The sequence below is a fragment of the Halorussus sp. AFM4 genome, from assembly GCF_051194995.1.
Lineage (GTDB): Archaea > Halobacteriota > Halobacteria > Halobacteriales > Haladaptataceae > Halorussus.
Genome location: NZ_JBNTJT010000001.1, coordinates 23,594 through 39,168, shown reverse-complemented (window position 1 = coordinate 39,168; position 15,575 = coordinate 23,594). Strand labels below are relative to the sequence as shown.

Genomic DNA, 15,575 nt, shown 5'->3' with positions numbered 1-15,575 from the left:
CTTTCCGCGTTGCTCGTGGGAGTGTCGGCCTGGCCGTACCGAACGAGTCCGGACGGGAGTTCGAGGGACGCAGACGCGAGTTACCGGAGCCCCTTCGCCTCGGCCAGTCCCCGGAGCCCCTCTCGGAGCGAGACGGTCGGCTCGTAGCCGAGCTCCTCGCGGGCCTTCGAGACGTCGGCCTCGCTGTGGCGGATGTCGCCGGCCCGCGGGTCGACGTGGGTGATCTCGGCGTCCGAGCCGGTCACCTCGACCACCGTCTCGGCGAGCTCGTTGACCGTGACGCTCCGGCCGGTGCCGACGTTGAACGGCTCGCCGACTCGGTCGGTGGTCGCGGCCAGCAGGTTCGCCTGGACCACGTCGCTGACGTGGACGAAGTCCCGGGTCTGCTCGCCGTCGCCCTCGACGGTCAGCGGGCCGCCGTCGGCGGCCTGCCGGAAGAAGACGTTGACGACCGCGCTGTACTCGGGGTTCTGGCGGGGCCCGTAGACGTTGAAGTACCGCAGGGGGACCGTCTCCAGCCCGTAGAGGTCGCGGTACCGCCGGGCGTAGTGGTCCAGCGTCAGCTTGTCGATGCCGTACGGCGAGGTCGGCTCCTTGGCGTCGCCCTCGGCGACCGGCACCGACTCGGGGTGGCCGTACACCGCGGCCGACGACGCCAGCACCACCCGGGCGTCCTCCTCGCGGGCCCGCTCCAGCAGGTTCACGGTCGCGGCCGCGTTGATCCGGTTGCTTCGCGGCGGGTCGGCCACCGACTCCTCGACCGACACCAGCGCGGCCTCGTGGAACACCAGGTCGGCGCCGGCCATCGCCTCGGCGACCGTCTCCCCGTCGCAGACGTCGCCTTCGACGAGCTCCGCGCCCTCGGGGACGTGCTCGCGGGCGCCGCCAGAGAGGTCGTCGAGCACGCGCACCTCGTTGTCCCCGACCAGCGCCTCGGCCAGGTGGCTGCCGACGAAGCCGGCCCCGCCGGTTATCAGCACGGTCCGGCCGGCGACCTCCGGCGCTCGGTCGAAGCCGTCGACGTCGGGGGTCGGGTCGTCGGACGGGTCGTCGCCGTCGGCTCGACGGTCGGACTCCGGATCGTCGTTCATGGGTCGACCCTCGACGCGGCGGGCCAAATAGCTGGGCGTCTCGGCGACTCGACTGCGGTTCGGACCGCGAATGCAGATGTCGTTCGTCGCATGGGATGGGGTGTCGCGGTTCAGGCGAGGACGGTTCTGACGCGCTGGACGTCGAGCAGTCCGCTCACGACCGAGAGGCCGGCCCAGACCGCCACGCCGGCGAGTATCGCGCCGACGAGCGCGACCGCGCCGCCGACGTGGGCGAGCACCGCGATCACGGCCACCGACATCGCGCCCGTGACCGCGACCACCGCGAGGAGGTGCCGGACCAGCTCGCCGACAGACAGGTCGAGCTCGGCGTGGATGACACGGAGGGTGACCGCCAGCACGCCGGCGTGCGTGACGACCGTCGCGGCGGCCGCGCCGGCCACGCCGTACGCCGGGATCATGAGCAGGTTGAGCAGGAAGTTGGCGACCGACCCGCCGCCCTTGGCGAGCGCCCGCTCGCGGGCCCGGCCGAGGAAGTCGAGCGCGTCGCCGGTGACGTACGAGACGGCCTGGAGCACGACGTAGCCCGCGAACACCTGGAGCACGGGCGCGGCGTCGACCCACTCGCGGCCGAAGATCAGCCGGAGCGCGGGCTCGGCCACGATGACCATGCCGGCGGCCGCCGGGACGTACAGCAGCAGGATGTACTTCAGCGTCGTCTCGTAGATGCTGGCGGCGTGGTCGGTCTCGCCCTCGGCCTTGTGCTCGCCGTAGGCCGGCGAGAGCGTGAACCCCAGCGACGCCGCCGGGGAGTGGACGAACCCGACGATCTGCTTCGAGAGGTAGTAGTAGCCCACCGCGACCGGGTTCATGAAGTAGCCGACCAGGATGGTGTCGACGCGCTTGTCGAGGATGTTGGCGCCCCGGGTCGCGGTCAGCGGGACGCTGTACCGGACGACCCGACCGACCAGCCCGTCCTCCGGGGCCTCGTCGCGGTCGGCGTCCCGGTAGCACCTGGCGTAGAGCAGCCCGATGCCGACGAGCGCGCCCACGCCGTAGCCCGCGATGTAGCCGGCGAGCGCGCCGACCGCGCCGCCCACCGTGACGACGAACGCCACTGCGAGCAGGAGCCGGCCGACCGACCCGATGGCCCGGATGGCCGCGCTGTACGTTATCTGGTTGTACCCCTGGAACATCACCTGCGAGAAGGTGAAGAAGGAGTGGACCGCGACGTAGCCCGCACCGAGCGCGAGCAGCGGCCCGATCTCGGGCTGGCCCACCGCGCCGGCGACCCACGGGGCCAGCAGCGCGAACAGCCCGCCGACGACGAGGACCGTCGCGAGCCGGAAGCCGACCGCGGTCCGGAGGACGTGGGGCACCTGCCTGGGTTTCGTCTCGCGGTACTCCGTGATGTAGCGCGCGCCCGCCTTGGCGAAGCCGAGGTCGGAGAACAGCTGGACGACGCCCATCACCGCCAGCGCCGACCCGAGCAGGCCGTACTGCTCCTTGGTGAGCAGGACGCGGGCGAGCACGACCATCAGCACGCCGCTGGCGGCCATGTGGAGGGCCCGCGCGCTCAGCATCGCCTTGAACGACCGCGCGAAGCGTTTCAGATCCATGGTCGGGAGTCGAGGTGGCGTCCGCGTCGACGTGAGAACGATTCGATGACCATCGGTGCAGTCCAGGTCAGGCCGTCCGGTTTATCCGGTACATCTGGAACCCGCCGTTCGACTGGACCCGGTTCAGCCCGGGCGCGGCGTCGAGCGACCGGAACCCCCGCCTGTCGAACCGGAAGCCGTCGTACACCTGGACGTCGATCGCGCGCGACCGGTCGGTGAACGCGAGGTAGTGGCCCTGGTAGTGGCGGGCGACGTAGCTCCCGGTGAAGTTCTCCCCGTACGCCGGGTGCGTCTCGTTCATGTAGAGGCTGCCGCCGGCCAGTTCGCGCCGCCGGCTCTCGTTGTAGCCCAGCACCCCGTCGGTCCACCGTATGCCGGTGCCCCGGATGCCGACGAACGTGCCCGAGCCGACGTGCTCGACCGCGGCGTCGTACCCGCTCATCTGGGCCTCGGTGACGTGGCTGGAGCTCTGGTACATGTACGGCGAGCCGTAGACGGTGACCAGCGACGCCGCCAGCATGACCGCGAGCGCGACGCCGACCACCGCCCGGGCGCTCCCCGGCGAGAACCGGGCCGAGAGCGCGTCGATCCCGCGGGCGAGCGCGACCGCGCCCAGGACGGTCACCGGCACCATGATGAACCCGAGCTGGCGGAAGTGGAGCTTCTCGTAGCTCACCACGAAGTAGGCGAAGAACAGCCCGAACAGCGGGACCAGCGCGACCCCGAGGTACCGGGCGAACGGGTTGAGGTCCGGCGGGTCGTCGAACCGGTCGAGGACGCCGCCGAGCACCACCAGGCCGGCGAGTGCGCAGAACACGACGCTCACGCCGAACAGCTTGACGAACAGCACCGCGATGGAGCCGCCGACCGCCGACACCGACCCCGCGGCCTGGGTGGTCTCGCCCGCGACCTGGAGGCCGCTGGTCAGCATGTTCAGCAGCGCCGAGGTGGCGCCGGTCGCCCGTTCGTGGCGGGGCGCCCAGAGCGCGAACACCACGGCCAGGAACGCCGTCTGGAGCGCGAACGTGCTGTGGTCGACCTCGGCGGTGCCGACGAACCGGGCCAGCAGCTGGAGGCCCAGGATCGAGGCGTAGACGACGAGCACGTTCGCGGCCTGCTGGGGGTGGACCAGCACGACCGCGACCGAGGCGATCCCCAGCAGCGCCCCGGTCGGGGTGCCGACGACCAGCCGCTCGCGGTCGGCCCGGAGCAGGTACCGGGCCGCCAGGTACAGCACCAGCGGCAGGAACAGGATGGCCTGCGTGGTCGGGTGGGGCATGTCGAAGACGCTGATGTTGTTGATCGGCAGGAACAGCACCCCCGACAGCGCCGCCAGCGCGGTCGCCTGCCGGTCGCGGGTGACGGTCCACGTCGCCAGCGGGACGAACAGCAGGAACACCGCGAAGAACGTCGCGACCATCACCAGCATCGCGCGGTGGAGCTCCATCCCGGTCGCGTCGGCGATCACGACCGCGATGGTGTGGGTGCCGGGGTAGAGGAAGTCCAGCACCGACATCCGGCCGGCGGCGATGTCCTTGGCCCACCCGAGGTGGGTCAGCGCGTCGCCCGCGCCGAAGAAGTAGTACGACCGGAGCACCGGGAGCGAGGCCACCCCGAACCCGGCGACGCCGGCGAGCGCGAGGGCGAGCCGCCGCTCGATGCCGTCGCCGTACAGCCCGACGAAGATCCCGACCAGCAGCGCGACCCCCGTCCCGGCCCAGTACGCCGGGGGCGTCCCGGCGTAGATGGAGAGCTCGTACGTCTCCGGCGACGATCCGCGCGCGACGAGCACCGCCGCGGCGAGCGCCGCGAAACCGACGATGAGAGCGCCTTTCTCCAGACGCTGGGAGGTGTGCGTGTCCGTATCCATGTGTATCCAGACCGCGCCCGTCCGGACGCGTCGTTACTTCCAGCAGTCCCCGCCTCGGGGCTTTGTTATGGGCCGCCTGCGCTACCGTAGGCCCCGAAAACGGGCCGGCGGGTTCCCGATCCGGTGGGCCGCCCGCCGGACGAGTCGCCGGCCGACTGTCCGGTCCGGGGCCGGTTCCCGACCAGCGGTCGTTTCTTTCTGTTCGCGGCACTCCCTGAGAGTTTGCCAACCCTTATCAGGGTACGGCGCCAACTAACCGATAGAAATCCACTTACCCTCCGCAAGTGGACACCGACAATGACCGAACGCTACGACAGCGCGAACGCGCGCGACGACGAGGAGTTCGAGACCGAACGCTACGCCGCGGTCGGCGACGGCGCCGGCGACACGATCGTCTACGACACCGAGAACAGCGCCGCGTGGCTCAAGTCCGACGCGGCGGTCGACGTCGCCGAGATGGCGTAGTCCGCCCCGAGATCGCGGGACGGTGCATCGTCACGCGGTGCACCACTGCGCGTTCCACCGCACCGCGATGCGACTTCGGCCCGACCGCCGGGCCGCGAGAGAAGCAGTTCTTCTCCGAGTACGAGACGTCCGCCGGGAGCCGACGAGCCGTCAGTCCGCGCCGGGCCCCTACTGGACCAGCTTGTACGCCCGCTTGGCGACGTTCATCGCCGCGCCGGGCGACTCCACGACGTAGTAGGGCACCAGGTCGGCGCCGAACTTGGCCTTGTACCGGCAGAGCCGCTCGGTGTTGGCGCCCATCAGATCGTACTTGGTGACCGACTCGACCGGCGGGTCCTCGATCAGGTCCTCGATGAGCCGCCAGTGGATGAGGCTGTTGACCGCGGTGCCCTCGTAGATCGCCTTCGCGCCGCCCTGCCAGAAGTAGGCGTGGTCGTTCGAGTAGAGGACGGTGATGCCCGAGAGGTACTCGCCGTCGCCGTCGCGGGCGACGTAGGCCCGCGCCCGGTCGTCGTCGGCCAGCGCCTCGAACAGGTCCCGGACGTACGACCACGTCAGCGAGAACGGTTCGTCCTGCTCGGCGTAGCGGCGCTGGGTCGCCCGGTACACCGCGCGGGCGCCCTCCACCCCTTCGGTCTCGACGGTCACGTCGAGCTCCTCGGCGTCTCGGATGTCCCGCCGGAGGCTCTTCGAGAACGACTTGCGGACCTCCTCGGCGCTGCGGCCCTCGACGTCGAGGAAGTAGGTGAAGTTGGGCTCGACCTGGAGGTTGCCCCACGCGTACGGCCGGGGGTCGCCGTAGGCCGCGTTGCACTCCATCCGGAACAGCGTGAGCCGGGAGTCGACGTCGAGCGTGTCGAGGACGCGGTCGGCCATCGGCGACTCGACGCCCGCCGCCGCGAGCCGGCGGTCGAGGCCGAGGTCCGTGCCGACCTGCTGGAGCACCGTCTCGGTGAACTCGTTGTTGACCTTCTCCTGCTTGCGGCGCTTCGGGCTGGTCGGCATCAGGATCGGCCCGAGCCGGGGGACGCCCATGCTGGGCGGCGGCGAGGTGACCGCGGTGCCGACCGACCTGCGCTGGACGAAGACGGGCAGGAGCGCGATGGGCTGCTGGCCCTTGAACCCGCCGAACAGCTGTAGCTCGGCGTCGGCGTGCCGGTCCAGCACCTCGAGGGCCTCGGGCAGGTGGAACGCCTCGAATCCGTCGCTCGGTAGTGCCGACTCCCACTCTTCGAGTTCGAGTTGCTCGACTCTCATCCTGTTACTCGGTGTTGGCTCCGGTTCTCACTTTGTTATCCTCCGCCTGCGGCCGGCGTACGCCGCGCCTGTGGCCGGGCTCCGGGTCGGCGGACCCGGACGCCTCTCCGGCGCTCTCTGTCGACCGGTCGCCGTCGCCGGTCCCCGGGTGGTCCATCAGGTCGTAGTAGTCGGCCGGCGGGCCGACCCACGCCCCCATCTCCAGCGCCCGCTCGATCAGCCGGCGGTAGAGCCGGCGGTAGCCCGGGAAGTCGGCCTCGGTGAACAGCCGGGGGTGCCACAGCGCCGACATCACCGCGCCCTCGTCGGCGGCCTCCGCGAGCAGGCGCTCGCACTCGGCCCACGCCGCGGCGAAGTCCTCGCCGGGGTCGGGGAGGGCACACTCCATCACCGTCAGCGGGAACACCACGAACTCGTCGTCGAAGGGCCGGAGCGGCAGGTGGCCGTGGTCGAAGCCGACCGTCTCGCTCGACCCCGGGCTGGCGTCGTACCGCAGCCCGACCGCCCGGTGGTGGGCCCAGGTCCGCGGGCCGCGGTTGAGGTGGTGCTGGCGACCGCCGACCACGTCGTCGCCCAGCGCGGCCTCAAGCCGGGTCTTCTCCATCCGGAGCCGGACCGGGTCGTCGTAGGAGTCGTACGAGCCGTGCAGCCCGACCTCCCAGCCGCCCGCGTCGAGCCGGTCGAGCAGCTCGACCATCTCGGGCGTCTCGACGTCGTACCGTCCCAGGTGCTCGACCCAGTAGAAGGGGTCGAGCCAGTCCGAGGGGGACCGTTCGAGGATGTGCTGCTCGCGCAGGAAGTAGAACGCCGACCGGACGCCCAGCGAGTCCTCCAGATCCGTGATGTCGTCGAACTGCCACCACGGGTTGACGCCGGGCAGCAGCCCCTTCAGCTGCCGGGGGTCGCGCCGCTCTATGGCGTGGTAGACCGACTGGATCGTCTTGTACGGGCGGTCGACGTCGTGGGTCAGCAGCAGCGCGAACTCGGCGTCGGCGACCGCCGGCGGCGAGCCGGCGATCTCGGGGTCGGCGCGACGGTCGCCGCCGGGGGCGCCGAGACGGCCGCCGTCACCGTCGGCAGTAGCAGAAGCGGATCGGTCACTCATCGTCCAGCAGCCGGGTGATCTCGGCCGCCGCGTTGCCGTCGCCGTAGGGGCGCGGCTTGGCGTCCGGCGGGTCGGCGGTCGCGAGCGCCCGGCGGATGGCCTCCCCGTCGGCGCCGGTCAGGGTGTTCCAGCCGGCCTCGACCGTCTCGCGCCACTCGGTCTCCTCGCGCATGGTCACGACCGGCGTGTCGAGGAAGAACGCCTCCTTCTGGACGCCGCCCGAGTCGGTCGCCACCACGTCGGCGCGGTCCTGGAGCCGGACGAAGTCGAGGTAGCCCGCGGGGTCGGTCAGCGTGAGCCGCTCTTTCGCGTCTTCGTACAGCCCGTAGTCCTTCATGCACTCGACCGTCCGCGGGTGGGCTGGCAGCACGACCTCCCGGGGGTCGGCGGCCAGCGCGTCGAGGATGGCCGCCAGCCGCTCGGGGTCGTCGGTGTTGCCCGCGCGGTGGACCGTCGCCAGCACGTACTCGCCGGGCTCGACGCCGAACTCCTCCAGCACGCTGGAGTGCTCGGCCGCCCGGTCGCGGGCCCACAGTACGGCGTCGTACATCACGTCGCCGGTGTTGTGAATCTCGCCCGGCACCGACTCCTCGCGGAGGTTCTCGACCGCGCGCCGAGACGGCGCGAACAGCAGGTCGGCGGCGTGGTCGGTCAGCACCCGGTTGACCTCCTCGGGCATCTCGCGGTTGAAGCTCCGGAGGCCGGCCTCGACGTGGGCGAGGTCGGCGTCCGTCTTCGAGGCCGCCACCGCCGCCGCGAGCGTGGAGTTGGTGTCGCCGTAGACCAGCACCGAGTCGGGCCGCTCGGCCTCCATCAGCTCCTCGAGCCCGGCGATCATCTCGGCGGTCTGGGCGCCGTGGCTGTCCGAGCCCACGCCGAGGTTGTCGTCGGGCTCCGGAATCCCCAGCTCGTCGAAGAACACGTCCGACATCTCCTCGTCGTAGTGCTGGCCGGTGTGGACCAGCACCTCCTCGTGGTCCCGGCGGAGCTCGCGGGAGACCGCGGCGGCCTTCACGAACTGGGGTCGCGCGCCGACCACGGTCAGGACCTTCATCGCGGTCCCTCCCGGCGGTCGGCCGATTCGGTGCTCCCGTCCGTCGCGCTACGCTCGTCCGTCGCGTTGATTGCAGTCGGCATTGCTTATCCGCTCCCGATGGTGTACACTCTGTGGTCGGTCTCGTCGAGGTCGAGGCTCTGGCGGCCGTCGACGACCGCCAGCGGGTCGAACCGGTCCCACTCGATCTCGTCGAACTCCTCGTGGGGCGTCACCAGCACGGCCCCGTCGAGGTCGCGGTCGTACAGCTCGTCCTGCGAGACCATCTCGGCCGCGAACCCGTCGGCGTCGTCGAGCATGGGGTCGACCGCGAGCACCTCGGCGCCCAGCTCGGAGAGCCGCTCGGCGATGGGGCCGGCCGGCGTCGCGCGGGTCTCCTCGACGCCGGGCCGGTAGGTCAGCCCCAGGACCGCCACGGTGGCGTCGGCGGGGTCGGTCCCCGCGGCGTCGAGCTCCCGGGTCAGCGTCTCGACCGTGAACGCGGGCATCGCGTCGTTGACCTCGCGGGCGGTCTCCAGCAGCGGCGAGTCGGTGTCGAACCCGTTGATGACGAAGTACGGGTAGTAGGGGATGCAGTGGCCGCCCACGCCCGGGCCGGGCGTGTGGAGCTCGCAGAACGGCTGGGTGTTGGCCGTCTCGATGGCCTCGTTGACGTCGACGCCCAGCTCGTCGGTCAGGGTCGCCAGCTCGTTGGCCAGCGCGATGTTGACGTCGCGGTACAGCCCCTCGAACACCTTGACCGCCTCCGCGGTGGTGGCGTCCGAGACCGCAAGCACCTCGTTGTCGGTGATCTCGCCGTACACCAGCTCGGCGACCCGGGTGCTCTCGTCGTCGACGCCGCCGACCACCTTTGGGTAGGCGCCCCGGATGTCCTTCAGCGCCCGGCCGCTGGCGGTCCGCTCGGGGCAGAACGCCAGGCCGAACTCGTCGTGGCCCGCCGCCTCCGCCAGCATGGGCTCCAGCAGGTCCGAGCAGGTCCGCGGGGGAACCGTGCACTCGACGACCACCAGGTCGCCGCGGTCGAGCCCCGCGCCGACGTCCTCGGCGACCGACTTCAGGATGGAGAGGTCGGCCTCGTGATCGTCGGTGATGGGCGTCGGCACGATGACGACGTGGACCGCGGCCCGGTCGGCCGCGGCCGCCGGGTCGGCGGTGGCTTCGAGCGCACCGTCGGCGACCGTCTCGGCCACGAGCTCCGCCAGACCGGGCTCGCGCTTGACGTGGCACTCGCCGGCGTTGACCGCCTCGACGACCTCGGGGTCGACGTCGGCGCCGACGACGTTGCCCGAGACGTCGGCGTACACCGCGGCCAGCGGCAGTCCCATCTTGCCGAGCCCGTACACCGCGACCGGGACCCGGCCCGACAGGAACGCCTCGCGCTGGTCGGCCTCGGCGGCGTCGCTACCGTACAGCCGGACCGCCTCCCGCAGGCTCACCGGGCGGTCACCTCGGGTTCGGGTCGGTCGTCGGCCGCCGCATCGTCGATGCGCTGGACCACCTCGAGCACCCGGAGGCCGTCCTCGCCCGAGACCACCGGCTCGGCGTCGGTGGTGGCCGCGGTGACGAACGACCCGAGCTCGTTCTTGAGCGGCTCGCCGGTCTCGACGGTCGGGCGCTCGACGATGCTCTCGTGGCGGTAGCGCACGTCGCCGTTGTCCTCGATGTACTCGGGCAGCGAGTGGCGGTGGATCTCGACCGACCGATCGATGTAGTCGACGTTGACCCGGCAGTCCTCGGCGGTGATCGAGAGGGTCCGGACCCGCTGCTGGGTCACTCGGCTCGCGGTGAGCGAGGCGACCGTCCCGTCGCCGAACTCCAGCGTTGCGGTGGCGTACTGGTTGTTCTTGACGCCCCTGGCGGCGACGTTCTCGGGGGTCTCGCCCAGCATCGCCAGCACGACGTCGACGTCGTGGATCATCAGGTCCAGCACCGCGCTCTCGTCGACCCCGCGGCCCTCGGGCGGCGGGCCGAGCCGGTGGGCCTCGACGGCGATGACGTCGAGGTCGGCCACGATGTCGGCCAGCGCCCGGACCGCGGGGTTGAACCGCTCGACGTGGCCGACCTGTATCGTGACGCCGGCCTCGTCGGCCCGGTCGAGCAGCTCCCGGCCGACCTGGAGGTCGTCGACGAACGGCTTCTCGACCAGCACGTCGACGCCGCTGTCGATGCAGTCGCGCGCGATGTCGGCGTGGAACTGGGTCGGCACCACCACGGAGGCCACGTCGGCGGCCTCCAGCAGCGCGTCCATCTCCATCGCGGCGGTCCCGTTGTCGGCGGCGACCTCCCGGGCGCGCTCCCCGTCGGCGTCGTAGACGCCGACCAGGTTCACGTCTGGCAGCTCGCCGTACACTCGCGCGTGGTGGCGACCCATGTTGCCGACGCCGATGACGGCGGCGTTCGTCGCGTCGGGGTGTTCAGCGTTCATACTCTCGGATGGTGGAGGCGATGGTTCGGAGGTCCTGTTCGGAGACGTTCGGGTGGACCGGCAGCGACAGCGCCCGGTCGGCGGCCCGCTCGGCCGCCGGGGCGTCGTGGGCCACGCCGTCGTAGGCGGGCTGCTCGTGGATGGGCGTCGGGTAGTAGACGCCGGTGCCCACGCCCGCCGACTCGAGGTGGTCGGCCAGCCCGTCGCGGTCGTCGGCCAGCACGGTGTACTGGTGGTAGACGTGTCGGCGGTCGTCGGGCTCGGTCGGGGTGACCACGTCGGCGTCGGCCAGCGCGTCGGTGAGGTAGGCCGCGTTCGACCGCCGGGCCGCGTTGTAGTCGGGCAGCCGGTCGAGCTGGACCCGGCCGATGGCGGCCGCGATCGAGGTCATCCGGAAGTTGTGGCCCAGCCGGACGTGCTCGTAGCCGCCCTCGGGCGGCCGACCGTGGTTGACGAAGCTCTCGGCCTTCTCGGCCACGTCCGCCCGGTCGGTGGTGATCATCCCGCCCTCGCCCGTGGTCATGTTCTTGGTCGGGTACATCGAGAAGCAGGCGGCGTCGCCCAGCGAGCCGACGCGCCGGCCGCGGAACTCCGCGCCGTGGGCCTGGCAGGCGTCCTCGAGGACGGCCAGCCCGTAGTCGTCGGCGACGTCGAGCAGCCGGTCCATGTCGGCCGGCAGCCCGTAGAGGTGGACCGGCATGACCGCGGCGACGTCCTCGTCGTCGCGGACGACCGCCTCGACCGCGTCGGGGTCGAGGTTGAACGTCTCCGGGTCGACGTCGGCGAACACGGGCTCGGCGCCCGCGAGCCGGACGGCGTTCGCGCTGGCGACGAACGAGTACGGCGTCGTCACCACCTTGTCGCCCGGGCCGATTCCGAGCGCCTCGAGGGCGGCGTGCAGCGCGGTCGTCCCGTTGCTCGTCGCGATCGCGCGGTCGGCGCCGCAGAACGCCGCGAACTCCCGCTCGAACTCCCGGACCTCGGGGCCGTCGGCGATGCGGCCCGACTCCATGACCTCCCGGACCCGGGCGATCTCGCGCTCGCCCAGCTCGGGGTCGGCGATGGGAACGTCGCTCATTCGATGCGGTTCCCTCCCGCCAGCTCGTCGGGCAGCTCCCGGTGCTCGGCTGGCGCGCCCACCGCCAGCGTCCCGGGCGGGACGTCGTCGGTCACGACCGCGCCGGCCGCGACGAACGACCCCTCGCCGACGGTCACGCCGGGCAGCAGGGTGGCGTTCGCGCCGACCGACACGTGGTCCTCGAGCGTGGGGCCCTCGAGGTCCACGTCCTCCCGGATTGGGTAGGGGTCGTTGGTCAGCACCGCGCGCGGCCCGAGGAACACCTCGCTGCCGATGGTGGTGTTCGTCGGGACGTACACCCCGGTCTGGACGCTGACGTGCGAGCCGATGGTGGTCGTCCCGTCGACGACGGCGTCGGTGCCCAGCACCACGTCGTCGCCGATGGCGGTGTCCTCGCGCACGAGCACGTTGTGTCCGGTGGTGAAGTCGTCGCCGATCTCGACGTCGGCGTAGACGATGCTGCCCGAGCGGACGGTCGCGCGGTCGCCCAGCACGGGCGGCGCGGCGTCCTCGCGGTGGCGGTGGCCGACCGTGGCGTCGGGGGCGACCTCGCAGTCGTCGCCGAGTTCGGGGGCGAGCCGGTCGCCGCGCTCGGACCGGGCGTCGGCGCTAGCCACTGGGGGTCACCTCCGTCGGTGAGCGGAGCGGCTGCGTCTCGGTTGGCGTCGGTAACTGAATCATAGTCGTTTCGATCGGGTTGCCCGACCGTACCGCCGGACGGAGGCCGGGCGTTATCGAGGCAATGACCTGTGTTCCTCTTTGTTATATAGGGCCTTGAACCGCGGTAGACGCGACCTATCGGGCCTCTACCGCCGGATTTCTGCGGGCACCGTTGCTGAGCGAACCTACCGGCTCGGCGACCCGTTCCGCGGCGTTACTTCGACCGTATCGGCGTCGAGCGCCGTCGTACCGTCGGGTTACCCCCGAACAGCAACTGGGTAACAAAGTGCCAACGCGGTAATATCGGGAGTATGCGGCGGTCTCACCTGCGGACATCCTCCCGACCCGGTGGCTCCGAACGCGCATCGCCTCCGACGACCTGCCGACTCCCCCGGGAGCATGTCTCGCGCTGACCAGCTCTCTCAGGACGAGGTGTTCGAGGTCCTGAAGAGCCCGCGGCGTCGGTACGCGCTCTACTACCTCCGCCAGGAGGGCGGCGAGTCCGAACTCTCGGACCTGACCGAGCAGGTCGCGGCGTGGGAGAACGAGACCACGCCCTCGGCCCTCTCGACCGAGCAGCGCAAGCGCGTGTACATCTCGCTCTACCAGACCCATCTCCCGAAGCTCGACGAGGCGGACATCGTCGAGTACGACCGCGACGCCGGCGTCATCCGGCTCGGCGAGCGGGCGTCGGACCTCGACCTCTACCTGGGCGACGTCTCCCGCGACGAGTTCGCGTGGGACCGGTACTACCTCGGGCTGGTCGCGGTCAGCTCGCTGCTGGTCGCGGCGGTGTGGCTCCAGATCCCCCCGTTCGGGGCCATCCCCGGCCTCGTCCTGGCGACCGCCATCCTCGTGGTGTTCGGGGTCTCGGCGGTCGTCCACTACGTGTCGTACAGGCGCGGCGGCGACGTCGGCACGCCGCCCGAACTCCACCGCGCGAACGGACAGGAGAACTAGCATGTTCGGTACCAGCGGCGTCCGCGGACGCGTCGGCGACGAAGTGACCTGCGACCTGGCGCTCTCGGTGGGCCGCGCGCTCGCCAGCGAGGGGTACGACAGGGTTGTGGTCGGCCGCGACGCCCGGGAGAGCGGTCGGATGCTGGCCGACGCCGCGGTCGCCGGCCTCCGGGAGTGCGGCGCCGACGTCGTCCGGCTCGGCGAGGCCGCGACCCCCACCGTGGCCCGGAGCGTCGGCTGGCGGGACGCCGACGCCGGGCTGGTGGTGACCGCCAGCCACAACCCCGCGCCCGACAACGGGCTGAAGCTCTGGAACCCGTCGGGACAGGCGTTCGACGAGCGCCAGCGCGAGTCGATCGCCGCGCGCGTGCGCGAAGACGACTACGACCTGGCCGCATGGGACGGGCTCGGCGAGGTGACGGCGTGGGACGGCGCGACCGAGCGCCACGCCGAGGCGCTGACCCGCGCGGCCGCGCCGGGGAACCTCTCGGTCGTGGTGGACGTGGGCAACGGCGTCGGTCAGGTCACCGCCGAGGCGCTCCGCCGGCTCGGCCACGACGTCCAGACGCTCAACGAGCGGGCCGACGGGACGTTCCCGGCCCGGCCGAGCGAGCCGACCGCCGAGAACTGCCGGGCGCTCGCGGAGTTCGTCGCGGGCGGGGACGCCGGGTTCGACGCCGACCTCGGCATCGCCCACGACGGCGACGCCGACCGGATGCGGGCGGTCACCGGGCGCGGCGAGTTCGTGGCCGGCGACCTGCTGCTCGCGCTGTTCGCCCGGGAGGCCGCCGGCGCCGGCGACGAGGTGGCGGTGCCGGTCGACACCAGCCTCGCGGTCGACGACCTGCTCGCGGCCCACGGCGTGTCGGTCTCGCGCACGCGCGTGGGCGACGTGTACGTGGCCGAGCGCGCGACCGACCCGGGCGTCGCCTTCGGCGGCGAGCCCAGCGGGGCGTGGATCTGGCCCGACGAGACGCTGTGTCCCGACGGCCCGCTGGCGGCGTGTCGGCTCGCGGGGCTGGTCTCCCGGACGGGGTCGCTGGACGCCCGGCTGGGCGAGGTCGAGCGCTACCCGCTCCGGCGGGGCAACGTCGAGACCGACCGGAAGGGGGCGGTCGTCGAGCGCGTCCGCGAGCGGGTCAGCGACGCGTACGACGACGTGACGACCCTCGACGGGGTGCGGGCGGAGACCGACGATGGCTGGTTCCTGGTGCGGGCCAGCGGGACCCAGCCGCTGGTGCGGGTCACGGCGGAGGCCAGGAGCGAGTCCCGGACCGACGACCTGTTCGCGGAGGCCCGGTCGCTGGTCGAGGACGCCCGGTCGGAGAGAGAAGTCTAGATCCGGTCGACCACGTCGCAGACCGAACAGGCGTCGGCCACGATGAACGCCTCGTCGCGCAGCATCTCCTCGTTCTCGGGCAGGAACATCAGGTGGCCCCGGTCGTCCTTCCGGGCCCGGATGACCTCCCAGTCGTCCATCTCGTAGCCCAGGTCCGACGGCTCGGGGTCGCGGGGGACCTCCCGCCAGCGCTCGCCGGCGTCCCGCGCGTTCTCAGTGGCCATCGGCCACCTCCGGCGCGCCGCGGCCGCCGGGGCGTTCCGACGGTCCGTCCGCGGGGACCGCGTCGGTGTCGTCGCCGACCGCCTCGGCCCCGGCGACCGTCGTCGCCCTCGGTCCGGCCCGCCCGCGGCGGGAGCGCGGGCCGGGGAGGGGCGTTTCGGATTCGGAGTCGCGTGCCGTCTCGTCGCGTGCCATGCAGTGTTCAATGCCCCATTACCACCTGAAAAAGCTACCGACTTTCGTTCAATGCCTGGCTACTAATTTATGAAGGCCACTCGCGCGGCCCGGGGCCGACCGCGGGCGCTGTCCCTCCCGTATCCGCGGTAACGCGTCCGAGGCACATAAGTCAACCTGCGCGAACGTTCGGCGGTAATCACACGTTTCCGCGGCCGATGCGGGTCGAGAAGTGCGTGTCGAGAGGACGAGGGTCGAAGGCGGAGCGCCGTGTGACGGGGATCGAGTGGGAGACCGG

Annotated in this window: 15 protein-coding genes; 3 read left to right on the top strand and 12 right to left on the bottom strand. The window is 71.8% G+C overall.

From position 1 onward, the window contains the following. Positions 1–80: 80 nt before the first annotated feature. The 3 genes from ACQUQF_RS00180 to ACQUQF_RS00170 form a co-directional block, all read right to left on the bottom strand. Entirely contained in the window at positions 81–1,091 is a 1,011-nt protein-coding gene (locus ACQUQF_RS00180; RefSeq protein WP_435174392.1) for an NAD-dependent epimerase/dehydratase family protein, read from the bottom strand. 110 nt (positions 1,092–1,201) lie between these two features. Then, positions 1,202–2,668 carry an oligosaccharide flippase family protein gene (locus ACQUQF_RS00175; RefSeq protein WP_435174389.1) on the bottom strand — a complete coding sequence of 489 codons (1,467 nt, stop codon included), beginning with the start codon at positions 2,666–2,668 and terminating at the stop codon, positions 1,202–1,204. A gap of 67 nt (positions 2,669–2,735) precedes the next feature. Then, the gene (locus tag ACQUQF_RS00170; RefSeq protein ID WP_435174386.1) at positions 2,736–4,538 is read right to left on the bottom strand and encodes a hypothetical protein; all 1,803 of its coding nucleotides are present in this window, start codon (positions 4,536–4,538) and stop codon (positions 2,736–2,738) included. A gap of 297 nt (positions 4,539–4,835) precedes the next feature. Here ACQUQF_RS00170 and ACQUQF_RS00165 point away from each other — a divergent pair, with 297 nt between their 5' ends. Beyond that, a complete protein-coding gene (locus ACQUQF_RS00165) occupies positions 4,836–5,003 on the top strand; it encodes a DUF7331 family protein (RefSeq protein ID WP_435174384.1) in 168 nt (55 codons plus the stop codon). Positions 5,004–5,171: 168 nt separating this feature from the next. Here ACQUQF_RS00165 and ACQUQF_RS00160 read toward each other — a convergent pair whose 3' ends face one another. The 7 genes from ACQUQF_RS00160 to ACQUQF_RS00130 all read right to left on the bottom strand — a co-directional run bounded on the left by ACQUQF_RS00160 (position 5,172) and on the right by ACQUQF_RS00130 (position 12,539). Beyond that, the gene (locus tag ACQUQF_RS00160) at positions 5,172–6,260 is read right to left on the bottom strand and encodes a lipid II:glycine glycyltransferase FemX (protein ID WP_435174381.1); all 1,089 of its coding nucleotides are present in this window, start codon (positions 6,258–6,260) and stop codon (positions 5,172–5,174) included. Between the two features lie 4 nt (positions 6,261–6,264). After that, entirely contained in the window at positions 6,265–7,365 is a 1,101-nt protein-coding gene (locus ACQUQF_RS00155; protein ID WP_435174378.1) for a polysaccharide deacetylase family protein, read from the bottom strand. Continuing rightward, positions 7,358–8,419 (bottom strand): non-hydrolyzing UDP-N-acetylglucosamine 2-epimerase, encoded by a 1,062-nt coding sequence (wecB, locus tag ACQUQF_RS00150; RefSeq protein ID WP_435174371.1) that lies wholly within the window; start codon positions 8,417–8,419, stop codon positions 7,358–7,360. Before wecB ends, ACQUQF_RS00155 begins: the two co-directional genes overlap by 8 nt. Before the next feature lie 86 nt (positions 8,420–8,505). Next, complete coding sequence (locus ACQUQF_RS00145; protein WP_435174368.1) at positions 8,506–9,855, bottom strand: nucleotide sugar dehydrogenase; 1,350 nt, start codon at positions 9,853–9,855, stop codon at positions 8,506–8,508. Then, positions 9,852–10,844 (bottom strand): Gfo/Idh/MocA family oxidoreductase, encoded by a 993-nt coding sequence (locus tag ACQUQF_RS00140; RefSeq protein ID WP_435174366.1) that lies wholly within the window; start codon positions 10,842–10,844, stop codon positions 9,852–9,854. The genes ACQUQF_RS00145 and ACQUQF_RS00140 overlap by 4 nt, the downstream gene beginning before the upstream one ends. Further along, positions 10,834–11,922: a DegT/DnrJ/EryC1/StrS family aminotransferase gene (locus ACQUQF_RS00135; protein WP_435174364.1), complete on the bottom strand. Its 1,089-nt coding sequence runs from the start codon at positions 11,920–11,922 to the stop codon at positions 10,834–10,836. Before ACQUQF_RS00135 ends, ACQUQF_RS00140 begins: the two co-directional genes overlap by 11 nt. Next, entirely contained in the window at positions 11,919–12,539 is a 621-nt protein-coding gene (locus ACQUQF_RS00130; protein ID WP_435174362.1) for an acyltransferase, read from the bottom strand. The genes ACQUQF_RS00135 and ACQUQF_RS00130 overlap by 4 nt, the downstream gene beginning before the upstream one ends. A 442-nt stretch (positions 12,540–12,981) precedes the next feature. Between ACQUQF_RS00130 and ACQUQF_RS00125 the strand changes: the two genes are divergently transcribed. Together ACQUQF_RS00125 and glmM are read left to right on the top strand one after the other, a co-directional pair. Next, positions 12,982–13,542 (top strand): DUF7344 domain-containing protein, encoded by a 561-nt coding sequence (locus ACQUQF_RS00125; RefSeq protein WP_435174359.1) that lies wholly within the window; start codon positions 12,982–12,984, stop codon positions 13,540–13,542. A 1-nt stretch (position 13,543) separates the two neighbouring features. Beyond that, entirely contained in the window at positions 13,544–14,881 is a 1,338-nt protein-coding gene (gene glmM, locus ACQUQF_RS00120) for a phosphoglucosamine mutase (protein ID WP_435174356.1), read from the top strand. Here glmM and ACQUQF_RS00115 read toward each other — a convergent pair. After that, positions 14,878–15,105: a hypothetical protein gene (locus ACQUQF_RS00115; protein WP_435174353.1), complete on the bottom strand. Its 228-nt coding sequence runs from the start codon at positions 15,103–15,105 to the stop codon at positions 14,878–14,880. The two genes, glmM and ACQUQF_RS00115, sit on opposite strands and share 4 nt — an antisense overlap. After that, a complete protein-coding gene (locus ACQUQF_RS00110; RefSeq protein ID WP_435174350.1) occupies positions 15,095–15,298 on the bottom strand; it encodes a hypothetical protein in 204 nt (67 codons plus the stop codon). Before ACQUQF_RS00110 ends, ACQUQF_RS00115 begins: the two co-directional genes overlap by 11 nt. Positions 15,299–15,575: the final 277 nt, after the last annotated feature.

Coding starts and splice junctions, on each gene's coding strand:
- ACQUQF_RS00180 (WP_435174392.1), bottom strand. CDS start 1,091: ATGAACGACGATCCGGAGTCCGACCGTCGAGCCGACGGCGACGACCCG.
- ACQUQF_RS00125 (WP_435174359.1), top strand. CDS start 12,982: ATGTCTCGCGCTGACCAGCTCTCTCAGGACGAGGTGTTCGAGGTCCTG.
- ACQUQF_RS00160 (WP_435174381.1), bottom strand. CDS start 6,260: ATGAGAGTCGAGCAACTCGAACTCGAAGAGTGGGAGTCGGCACTACCG.
- ACQUQF_RS00175 (WP_435174389.1), bottom strand. CDS start 2,668: ATGGATCTGAAACGCTTCGCGCGGTCGTTCAAGGCGATGCTGAGCGCG.
- ACQUQF_RS00110 (WP_435174350.1), bottom strand. CDS start 15,298: ATGGCACGCGACGAGACGGCACGCGACTCCGAATCCGAAACGCCCCTC.
- ACQUQF_RS00165 (WP_435174384.1), top strand. CDS start 4,836: ATGACCGAACGCTACGACAGCGCGAACGCGCGCGACGACGAGGAGTTC.
- glmM (WP_435174356.1), top strand. CDS start 13,544: ATGTTCGGTACCAGCGGCGTCCGCGGACGCGTCGGCGACGAAGTGACC.
- ACQUQF_RS00170 (WP_435174386.1), bottom strand. CDS start 4,538: ATGGATACGGACACGCACACCTCCCAGCGTCTGGAGAAAGGCGCTCTC.
- wecB (WP_435174371.1), bottom strand. CDS start 8,419: ATGAAGGTCCTGACCGTGGTCGGCGCGCGACCCCAGTTCGTGAAGGCC.
- ACQUQF_RS00155 (WP_435174378.1), bottom strand. CDS start 7,365: ATGAGTGACCGATCCGCTTCTGCTACTGCCGACGGTGACGGCGGCCGT.
- ACQUQF_RS00135 (WP_435174364.1), bottom strand. CDS start 11,922: ATGAGCGACGTTCCCATCGCCGACCCCGAGCTGGGCGAGCGCGAGATC.
- ACQUQF_RS00115 (WP_435174353.1), bottom strand. CDS start 15,105: ATGGCCACTGAGAACGCGCGGGACGCCGGCGAGCGCTGGCGGGAGGTC.
- ACQUQF_RS00140 (WP_435174366.1), bottom strand. CDS start 10,844: ATGAACGCTGAACACCCCGACGCGACGAACGCCGCCGTCATCGGCGTC.